The 11671-nt window shown below is 69.7% G+C and carries 2 protein-coding genes; both read right to left on the reverse strand.

All coding sequences use genetic code 11. From position 1 onward, the window contains the following. The coding region (locus G3I41_RS14195; RefSeq protein ID WP_164400567.1) for a non-ribosomal peptide synthetase at positions 1-4106 on the reverse strand (4106 nt) is incomplete at its 3' end. After that, positions 4106-11638, reverse strand: coding sequence for an amino acid adenylation domain-containing protein (locus G3I41_RS14200; protein WP_343242121.1), 7533 nt, complete (start codon positions 11636-11638; stop codon positions 4106-4108). The genes G3I41_RS14200 and G3I41_RS14195, both read right to left, overlap by 1 nt. Positions 11639-11671: the final 33 nt, after the last annotated feature.

Here is an 11671-nt window from a genome sequence, read left to right on the forward strand (position 1 = left end):
GCGACCCGCGCCCACGCCAGGTGGAAGAACGCCGCCGCACTCACCCCGTGACGCCGCGCCTGCACCCGGAGGCGCTCGGCGGCCTCCGCCGCCAACTCCACCACGGCCTCGCCGGTACCGCTGCCGTCGCCGTGGGTGTCGAGCACCCCGTAGGGTGCGGTCGGCTCCTCGACCTCGCCCAGCTCGCGCGCGAAATAAGCCTGGTGCTGCTCCGCGGACACGGCAAGACGCGCGTGAGCGACGAAGTCACGGTACGGCGCAGGCTCCGGCAGCCGGGCCTCTTCCTGCTCCAGATGCGCACGCACCTCCTCCAGCAGGATCTCCAACGCCTGGTGGTCACGGATCAGATGGTGGCTGCGCAACGCCACCAGCCAACGGTCCCGCCCGGGGTCCTGCGCCAGGGTGATGTCGACCATCGGCGCACGCCTGATGTCGATCGCCACCGGACAGCCGGTCAGCAGCGCGGACACCGCATCGTCACCAGCGGTGTCCGAAGGCAGGGCCACCTCGTGCACCGGAAGGGTCACCTGCCGCAGGACAACCTGCAACGGCTGCGGCAGGTTCTCCCACAGCACAGCCGTACGCAGAATGTCGTGCCGGTCAATCACTTGCTGCAGCGCACCAAGGAACGCGTCGACCCGCTGCCGGGAGTCAAAGCCCAGCACCACCGGCAGAACGTAGACATCACGGCCCTCGTCGGCGTCGAGCAGGTGGTGGAAGAAGATGCCTTCCTGCAAGGGTGCGAGCGGATAGATGTCCGCGATGTTCGCCGCGCCACCCGGAACGGCCTCGACGATCCGCTCAAGATCACCCTCGGTGACCTCAGCGAGTGTCACCATCTCCGGCGTGAGCACGGTCGCGTCCGCCGGAATACCGTTCGCCGGCACCACGAACGACGCACCCGTGTCACCGGCGGCCGAGGCGAGCCCGGCCGGAGTCGGCGCCTGGAACAGCGCCTTCACCGATACCGCCGCACCACGTGCCCGCAGGCGTTCCACGAGGGTGACCGCCAGGAGCGAGTGCCCGCCGAGCTCGAAGAAGTTGTCGTCAATGCCCACCCGGTCGAGGCCGAGGACCTCGGCGAAGACCTCGCAGGTCACCTGTTCGTCCGGTGTGCGCGGAGCGCGGTAGGACGCTTCCAGTTCGGCGGTGCGGTCGGGAGCGGGCAGGGCACGGCGGTCCAGCTTCCCGTTCGCGGTCAGCGGCAGCCCGTCCAGGAGCACGATCGCGGAGGGAACCATGTACTCCGGCAGCACCGCGCCCACACCGGTCTTGACGTCCGGCGTCTCGACGGTCGCGCCCGCCGCGGCCACCACGTAGGCGGTGAGCCGCTTGTCGCCGGGGGCGTCCTCGCGGACCAGCACCGCTGCCTGCGCGACACCGGGCTGCTCCAGCAGTGCTGCCTCGATCTCGCCGAGCTCGATGCGGTAGCCGCGTATCTTCACCTGGTCGTCAGTGCGGCCCAGGTAGTCGAGCGTGCCGTCCGCACGCCACCGCGCCAAGTCACCCGTGCGGTACATCCGCTCGCCCGAGGACCCGAACGGACACGCCACGAAGCGCTCCGCCGTCAGCCCCGGACGGTTCAGATAGCCGCGCGCCAGCTGGCCGCCGGCGACGTACATCTCGCCGGGCACGCCCACCGGCAGCGGGCGCAGCGCGGCGTCCAGCACGTACACCCGCAGTCCGGGGATGCCCTGCCCGATCGGGCTGCCCAGGGAGATGCCGGCCACCAGGGTCTCGTCCAGGCGAAGGTAGCTGACGTGCACGGTCGTCTCGGTGATGCCGTACATGTTGACGAGCGTGGGGGCGTCGTCCCCGTGCCGGGCGTACCACTCCCGCAGCCGTCCGGTGTCGAGCGCCTCGCCGCCGAACACCACTGTGCGCAGGCGAAGTTGCCCCCCGAGGTCCGGGTTCTGGATCTCCGCCTGGGCCAGCTGGTAGAAGGCGGACGGTGTCTGGTTGAGAACCGTCACTCCCTCCCGCGTCAGCAGGCGCAGGAACTCGACCGGTGACCGGGAGACCTCCACGGGTACGACGACCAGGCGGCCGCCGTGCAGCAGCGGTCCCCACAGTTCCCACACGGAGAAGTCGAAGGCGAACGAGTGGAACCAGGTCCACACATCGTCCGCGCCGAAGTCGAACCAGTGCCTCGTCTCGTCGAGCAGGCGCACGACGTTCTGGTGCGGGACGACGACGCCCTTGGGGCGCCCGGTGGAGCCCGATGTGTAGATGATGTACGCGGCGTTCGCCGGGGACAGCGCACCGGGGAGATCGGCAGGCAGCGGTCCGCCGGTCGCGCCGTTGGCCAGCTCGGCCTGCGTTTGCGGGTCGTCCAGGACCACGCGGTGGACGGTCCCCTCAAGGTCGTCGATCGCCACCGCGTCCTTCGTCGCGGTGGAGGTGACCACCAGGGACGGGGCGCAGTCCGCGAACACGAAGCTGATGCGGTCCGACGGTGAGGCGGGGTCGACGGGGAGGTAGGCGCTGCCGGCCTTCAGCACGGCCAGCAGGGTGACGACGAGGTCGAGGGATCGTTCGAGGCAGACGGCGACCGTGGTCTCCGGGCCGGCGCCGTGCCTGACGAGGAGGGCGGCCAGGGTGTCGGAACGCTGCGCGAGGTCCGTGTAGCTGAGCTGCTGGTCGCCGCAGACCGCGGCGACGGCGTCCGGGGTGCGCTCCACCTGGGCCTTGAAGAGGGCCGGCAGGGTGGTGGCGGGCCGGGCGCTGCGGGCGGGCGTGTGCCATTCGTCCAGAAGGCGCCGGCGCTCATCCCGGCCGGTCACCTCCAGCCGGCCGATACGCTGCTCCGGGTGGGAGAGCACCATGTCGAGCACCCGGACGAAACGCTCCGCCAGGTCCGCGACGGTCGCCTCGTCGAACAGGTCGGTGGCGTAGGTGACGCTGCCGGACAGGCCGGCGGGCCGGCCCTGGTCGTCGAACTGCTCGCTGAGCTGTACGTCGAGGTCGAACTTGGCGGGTCGCTGGTCCCCGGTGGGCAGTTCGACGTCCAGGCCGGTGAGTTCCAGTACCGCTTCGGCGTTGTTCTGCAGGCTCAGAGTGACCTGGAAGAGGGGGTGGCGGGCCATCGACCTGGTGGGTGCCAGGTCTTCCACCAGCCGCTCGAACGGCAGGTCCTGGTTCGAGAACGCCTCCAGCGACGTCTCCCTGACCTGCTTCAGGAGTTCCTTGAAGGTGAGCTCGTCGCTCACCCGGGTGCGAAGCACCAGGGTATTGACGAACAGCCCCACCAGGTCGTGCAGGCCCTCGTCCAGTCGTCCGGCGATGGGCACACCGATCGGGATGTCGTCGCCTGCTCCGAGCCGCGACAGCAACACGGCCAGGGCGGCCTGCGCCACCATGAACACGGTGACGCCCTCGGCCTTGGCGGTCCGTGCGAGCTGCTCGTGGAGGTCGGCCGGAACAGTCAGGTCCACCACGCCGCCCACATGGGTGGCGTGCAGCGGACGCGGCCGGTCAAAGGGGAGTTCGAGCTCCTGCGGCATGGCGGCGAGTGCCTGGCGCCAGTACGTCAGCTGCTCCCGGACGAGGCTGTCCGGGTCGTCGTCCTCGCCCAGCAGGTCGCGCTGCCACAGGGTGTAGTCGGCGTACTGCACCTCCAGGGGCTGCCACTGCGGCGGCCGGCCGCCGGTGCGGGCCCCGTAGGCCAGCGAGAGGTCGCGCGCCAGCGGCCCCTTCGACCATCCGTCGCTCGCTATGTGGTGCACCACGACGACCAGTGCGTGGTCGTCGGGCGCCACCGCGAACAGCTGGGCGCGCAGGGGGATGTCGTGTTCCAGGTCGAAGGTGTGCCTGGACGCCTGGGCCAACGCCGCGGGCAGGCCGGCGCTCTCCACCTCCGTCACCGGCAGGTCGATCCGGACCGCGCCCGGGGAGAGGATCTTCTGGTACGGCTTGCCGTCCTTGGCCGGGAACACGGTGCGCAGCACCTCGTGGCGCTCCACCACGTCTTCCAGCGCCTGACGCAGCGCCTCCCGGTCAAGGGCGCCTCGCAGTCGGAGGGGGAGTGCGATGTTGTAGGTGTCGCTCGGTCCCTCCAACTGCCCGAGGAACCACAGTCGCTGCTGAGCGTACGACAACGGGATCATCAGATCTCCTCCTGCCTGGAGCGAGGACGCAGGGCAGGCCTGGTTCGCTTGGGACGTGTGACGTGGGAGGAAAGGCCTCCCACCGTGGGATTCTCGAAGATCGCCCGAAGGGGCAGCTCGACCTTCAGGGTCGAGCGAATGCGGCTGACCAGCCGGGTGGCGAGCAGGGAGTGCCCGCCGAGGTCGAAGAAGTTGTCGTCGATCCCGACCCGGTCCAGGCCCAGAATTTCGGCGAACGCTTCGCACAGCAGTTGCTCGTCCGGTGTGCGCGGAGCGCGGTAGGACGCTTCCAGTTCGGCGGTGCGGTCCGGGGCAGGCAGGGCACGCCGGTCCAGCTTCCCGTTGACGGTCAGCGGCAGCGCCTCCAGGAGCACGATCGCGGAGGGCACCATGTACTCCGGCAGCACCGCCCCCACACCGGCCCTGACCTGCGATACCTCCACCGCCACACCTTCAGCGGCCACCACGTAGGCGGTCAGCCGCTGGTCACCCGGAACGTCCTCGCGGACCACCACCACCGCCTGCGCGACACCGGGCCGCCCCAGAAGCGCCGCCTCGATCTCACCCAGCTCGATACGGAAACCGCGGACCTTCACCTGATCATCCGTACGGCCCAGATAGTCCAGCGTCCCGTCCGCACGCCACCGCGCCAGATCGCCCGTCCGGTACATCCGCTCACCCGACGACCCGAACGGACACGCCACGAAACGCTCCGCCGTCAGCCCCGGACGCCCCAGATACCCCCGGGCCAACTGCACGCCCGCAAAATACAACTCACCCGCCACACCCACCGGCACCGGACGCAACCCACCATCCAGCACATACGCCCGCGTATTCCACATCGGACGCCCGATCGGCACCACCTCCGACCCACCCACATCAGCCGGCAGCACAAAATCAGTACAACCCACCGTCACCTCGGTCGGCCCGTAATGATCCACCACCGCCACACCCGCATGACGACGACGCCACTCCGCCACCGCCACCGACTGAACCGCCTCACCACCCACCATCAAACGGCCCGAAGGACTCACCCCACCACCCAACGAGTCCAACACCGCCAACGCACTCGGCGTCACCTTCATGAACGAAGGACGCCGCCCCCCCAACACCCCCGGCAGCCCCTCGTCCAAAGCAGCCACCACCACCTCACCACCACACACCAACGCCCCGTACAAGCCCGTCACACCCGCATCGAACGACACCGACGCATGCAACACCGACAGACCCGCAACCTCCGGATACGCCTCCACACAACGCACCACGTAATTCACCAACCCCGCCTGCGTCACCACCACACCCTTCGGCCGACCCGTCGACCCCGAGGTGTAAATGACATACGCAGGATGAGACGGCACATGACCCACCCGCACCGGATCCGACACCGACTGCCGGGACAACAAACCGTCCATGTCCGGGTCATCCAGCACAATCCGCCGGACATCCCCCTCCGCCTCCAGGACGGCATTCATGGTCGTGCCACGGGTGACCAAGACGGCCGGGCCACTGTCCGCCACCGTCGCCGCCAACCGCTCCACCGGATAATCCGGATCCAACGGCAGATACGCGGCACCCGCCTTACCCACAGCCAGCAGCGAGACCACCAGGTCCACCGACCGCGGCAGACACACCGCGACCAGATCCTCCGGACCCACACCCGCACCCACCAGCACATGCGCCAACCGGTTCGCCCGCGCGTTCAACTCCGCATACGACACACTCTCCCGCGCATCACCCACCGCCACCGCATCCGGCGTCCGCACCACCTGCGCCTCGAACAACCCCGGCAACGACACACCCGGCACCTCACGCGCCGTGTCATTCCACGTGCACAACACCAACTCCCGCTCCCGCTCACCCAACACATCGACTTGGTCGGCGGATTGGCGGGGGTCGGCAGCCATGGCCGCGAGCACACGGTGCAGCATGGAGCCGAACTCCTCGACGGTGTGCTGGTCGAAGAGGTCGCGCGCGTAGACGATGTGCCCCAGCAGACCGGCGGGACGGCGGTCGGTCGTGAAGCGCTCCTCGAAGGTGAAGTCGAGGTCGAACTTGGCCGGCCGGTCAGTGACCGGCATGGCGTTGACGCTGAGGCCCGGCAGGCCCAGGTCGGCACCTTCGTTGTTCTGGAGGACCAACATCACCTGGAACAAGGGATGGTGGTTCAGCGAGCGCGCTGGAGCCAGGCTCTCGACGAGCCGCTCGAAGGGGACGTCCTGGTGTGCGAACGCTTCTAGACCCGTCTCACGCACCCGGTGCAGGAGGCCGGACAGGGTGGGCGAGCCGGAGAGGTCCGTACGCAGCACCACGGTGTTCACGAAGAAGCCCACCATGTCTTCCATGGCGGAGTCGGTCCGGCCTGCGACCGCCGTACCGAGCACGATGTCCGAGCCGGCGCCGAGCCGGGACAGCAGGGTGGCCAGCGCGGTCTGGAGCACCATGAACATGGTCACTCCCTCGGCCCGCGCGAGCCGGGCCAGGGCCTCGTGCAGTTCGGCCGGAACGGTCAGCTCCACGACACCGCCGCGGTGCGTCAGGGTGGTGGGGCGGGGCCGGTCCGTGAGCAGGTCGAGCTGTTGGGGAGCGCCGTCGAGGGTCTTCTTCCAGTAGGCGAGTTGCTGTGCCACCACGCTGGTGGGGTCGTCGTCCGCGCCGAGCAGTTCGCGCTGCCACATCGTGTAGTCGCCGTACTGGACCGGAAGGGCGGACCAGCCGGGTGCGCGGCCGAGAGCGCGCGCCGCGTAGGCGGTGGAGAGGTCTTGGGCCAGTGGCCGCATCGACCATCCGTCGCCAGCGATGTGATGGAGCATCACCAGCAGGACGTGCTCGTCGGGGCCGACCTCGAAGAGGGTGGCCCGGATCGGGATCTCGGCACCCAGGTCGAAGGGACGCGAAGCAGCCTCGGCCAGTGCGGTGGCGACGTTCGCCTGGGGTGTCCCGGCCTCCGTCGCCCCGGTCACGGTCAGATCGGTCACGGTCAGATCGCAGCGGTACTCGCCCGGGGCGAGGACGCGCTGGTGCGGCTCTCCCTCCGGGGCCGGGAACACCGTCCGCAGGACTTCGTGCCGCTCCACCACGTCCCGCAGGGCGCTCTGGAGCGCGGAGCGGTCGAGTGGGCCTTCGAGGCGGAGGGCCAGAGGGATGTTGTACGAGGCGTTGGTCGCCTCCAGCTCACTGAGGAACCACATCCGGCGCTGCTCGAAGGAGAGCGGCACCAGGTCCGGGCGGACGGTGGCCACCAGCGGGAGCGCGGCCCGGTCCGCCTTGGAGAGCCGGGGGGCCAGGGCGGCCACGCTCGGGCTTTCGAAGACGACCCTCAGGGGCAGTTCGACCTGGAGGGTCGAACGGACGCGGCTGACCAGCCGGGTGGCGAGCAGCGAGTGCCCGCCGAGGTCGAAGAAGTTGTCGTCGATGCCGACCTGCGGCAGGCCCAGTACGTCGGCGAACGCCTCACACAGGAGCTGCTCTTCGGGGGTGCGCGGGGCGCGGTAGGACGCCGCCAACTCGGAGGTGCGGTCCGGAGCGGGCAGGGCACGGCGGTCCAGCTTGCCGTTGACCGTCAGCGGAAGCGTGTCCAGTACGAGGATCGCGGACGGGACCATGTAGTCGGGCAGCGTCGCCATCAGGTCGGCGCGGATCGCGGCGGTGTCCACCGTCGCCGTGCCCGCGGTGGGTACGAGGTAGGCGGTGAGCCGCTTGTCCCCGGGGACGTCCTCGCGGACGATCGTCGCGGCCTGGGCCACGCCGGGCCGGCCGAGCAGTGCGGCGTCGATCTCGCCCAGTTCGATGCGGAACCCTCGTACCTTCACCTGATCGTCGGTGCGGCCCAGGTAGTCCAGCGTGCCGTCCGCGCGCCACCGCGCCAGGTCGCCGGTGCGGTACATGCGCTCGCCCGCGGTCCCGTAGGGGCAGGCCACGAAGCGTTCCGCCGTCAGCCCCGGGCGATTCAGATAGCCGCGCGCCAAGCCGGTGCCGGCGATGTACAGCTCACCGGGCACGCCCACCGGCACCGGCCGGAGCACGGCGTCCAGCACATACACACCCGTGTCGTCCATGGGACTTCCGATGGGGAGTGTGTGACCGGCGTCGGCCTCGGCGGTGATCGGGTGCTGGGTGGCACAGAGGGTGGTCTCGGTCGGGCCGTACAAGTGACGGACCGTCAGGTGCGGAAGGGTGGCGAGCAGCCGGGTGACCGCTGTGGGCGGGACGACGTCGCCGCCGGTGAGGACCTCCGTCACGTCGGTGAAGATCTCGGGGTGTTCCTCGCTGATGACGCGGAACAGCCCGGCGGTGACGTGGATGTGGGTGACGCGGGTGTCGACGATCAGGTGGTGCAGAGCGGTGGCGTCGAGCTTGACCTCGGGGGCGACGGAGACACTGCCGCCGTGCACGAGGGGGACCCACAGCTCGTAGGTGGACGCGTCGAAGGCGTGGGGGGCGTGGAAGAGGACCCGGTCGGCCGGGCCGACGTTCCAGCGGGAATCCCGCAGGAGGGCGGTGACGTCGGCGTGGGTGGTGACGATGCCCTTGGGGGTGCCGGTGGAGCCGGAGGTGTACATGATGTAGGCGGCCTGACCGGGCAGGACGCGCCGCGCTCGGCGGATGCCCTCGGGCTCGTCGCCTCCGGGCTCGGTGGCTGCCGGACGGGCGGTTCCGGGCTTCGTGAAGGTGTGGGCGTCGATGAAGACGACCTGGGTGTGCTGCTCCTCTGCCGCACGCACGATGGGGTGCTCGCGCAGACCGGAGTCGGCCAGCAGCAGGTGCGCCCCGGCGTCCGAGAGAACGGCTGCGGTACGGGAGGCCGGCGAGCGCAGGTCCAGCGGTACGAACACCCCGCCGGCCTTCGCTATCCCGAGGAACGTGGTGACGAGTTCGGTGGAGCGCTGCATGCACACTGCGACGAGCGTCTCCGGCCCCACTCCGTGGCCGGCCAGGATTTCGGCCAGCCGGTCGGCGCGCGCGTCGAGTTCGGCGTAGGTCACCGTCTCCTGGTCCGCATCACCGCCCGTGGCCGCGCCGCTCGCGGGATTCGCGTCCATGCTGCGGGTCCGTACGAGGGCGACCGCGTCCGGGGTACGGGCGGCCTGCGCCTCGAACAACTCCGGCAGAGTCGCGGGCGGCATGTCGGACGCCGTGTCGTTCCAGACCGTCAGCAGCTGCTCGTGCTGGCCGCCGTCCAGGACTGGAATGCGATCCAGCCGGGTGTCCGGGGACTCCTCCAGCACGCTGACCAGGTTCTCCACCACCGTGGTCAGCAGACCGCACACCGTCTGCGAATCCATCGGCGCTGTCGCATGGACGACGAGCCGGAAGCCGACGCCCGTGTCGTCGACCGAGGCCGTCAGCGGGTAGTTGTTGCGCTCGGAGGCGTAGAGGATGTCGATCCCCGCGACCCCGGTCTCCGGCAGATTCCCTCGCTTGGCTTCCGAACCCGGCTGGCTGTGTCGGTAGTTGAGGAGTGAGGTGAACAGCGGGCTCTGGGCGGGGAGGCTGGTGGCCTGCTGCGCGAGGGTGAGCGGTGCGTGCTCATGCGCCAGGAGTTCGGACAGTTGCACCTGCACGGAGCTCAGGCCGTCGGCGAGGGTCTGTGTCGCGTCGATGCGGATGGGGAGGGTGTTGATGTAGAGGCCCGGGGTCCGGTTCGACGCGTCGCCGGCGTCCATGCGTCCGAGGAGGACGGTGCCGAAGACCGGGTGGGTCTGGCCGGTGGTCGCAGCGGCGACCCGCGCCCACGCCAAGTGGAAGAACGCCGCCGCGCTCACCCCGTGACGCCGCGCCTGCACCCGGAGGCGCTCGGCGGCCTCCGCCGCCAACTCCACCACGGCCTCGCCGGTACCGCTGCCGTCACCGTGGGTGTCGAGCACCCCGTAAGGCGCGGTCGGCTCCTCGACCTCGCCCAGCTCGCGGGCGAAGTAGGCCTGGTGCTGCTCGACCGAGACCGCCAGGCGTGCGTGTGCGACGAAGTCGCGGTAGGGCGCAGGATCCGGCAGCCGGGCTCCTTCCTGCTCCAGATGCGCACGCACCTCCTCCAGCAGGATCTCCAACGCCTGGTGGTCACGAATCAGATGGTGGCTCTGCAGTGCCACCAACCAGCGGTCCTGCCCGGGGTCCTTCGCGAGGGTGAGACGCATCATCGGCGCGCGACGGATGTCCATCGACGCCGGACACGCCTCCAGCAGCAAGCTGACGGAGTCGGTAACGGAATCGTCTTCGGAGCCTCCGTCCAACTTGCACTCCTGGACGCACAACGGCGCCTCCCGCAAGACTGCTTGGAGCGGCTGTGAGAGACCTTCCCACAGCACTGCGGTGCGCAGGGTGTCGTGGCGGTCGACGACGTGCTGGAGCGCACTGATGAAGTCGTCGACCCGCTGCCGGGAGTCGAAGCCCAGCACCACCGGCACGATGTAGACGTCACGGCCCTCGTCGGCGTCGAGCAGGTGGTGGAAGAAGATGCCTTCCTGCAAGGGTGCGAGCGGATAGACGTCCGCGATGTTCGCCGCGCCACCCGGGACCATCTCCACGATCCGTTCGAGGTCGGCATCGGTGACCTCGGCGAGCGTCACCATCTCCGGCGTCAGCACTGTCGCGTCCGCCGGAATGCCGTTCGCCGGCACGACGAACGAGCGGCCTGTGTCGCCGGCGGCCGAGGCGAGCGCGGCCGGAGTCGGCGCCTGGAACAGCGCACGTACCGACACCGAGACGTCCCGCGCCCGCAGGCGTTCCACGAGGGTGACCGCGAGGAGCGAGTGCCCGCCGAGCTCGAAGAAGTTGTCGTCGATCCCGACCCGGTCCAGGCCGAGGACCTCGGCGAAGACCTCGCAGACCAGCTGTTCGTCCGGAGTGCGCGGAGCGCGATAGGACGCCGTCAGCTCGGCGGTGCGGTCAGGGGCCGGCAGGGCACGCCGGTCCAGCTTCCCGTTGACCGTCAGCGGCAGACCGTCCAGGAGCACGATGGCCGAAGGCACCATGTACTCCGGCAGTACGGCCGCCACACCGCTCTTGACGTCCGGCGTCTCGACGGTCGCGCCCGCCGCGGCCACCACATAGGCAACGATGCGCTTGTCGCCGGGGACGTCCTCGCGCACCAGCACCGCCGCCTGGGCAATACCGGGCTGCCCCAGCAGGGCCGCCTCGATCTCGCCCAATTCGATGCGGTATCCGCGTACCTTCACCTGGTCGTCCGTACGGCCCAGGTACTCGACCGTGCCGTCCGCAGCCCACCGCGCCAAGTCACCCGTGCGATACATCCGCTCACCCGAGGACCCGAACGGACACGCCACGAAACGCTCCGCCGTCAGCCCCGGACGGTTCAGATACCCCCGGGCCAACTGCACACCGGCCAGATACAGCTCACCCGCCACACCCACCGGCACCGGACGCAACGCCGCATCCAGCACATACACCCGCGTATTCGCCACCGGCCCACCGATCGGCACAGTCGCCGTCCCCGGCCGGCACTCCCACGCCGTGACATCAATCGAAGCCTCGGTAGGACCGTACAAGTTGTGCAACGGAACGTTCAGCTCCCGCACAAACGCATCCCGCAACTCCGGCGACAACGCCTC

It is taken from the genome of Streptomyces sp. SID9727 (assembly GCF_010550605.1).
In the GTDB taxonomy this organism is placed as follows: domain Bacteria; phylum Actinomycetota; class Actinomycetes; order Streptomycetales; family Streptomycetaceae; genus Streptomyces.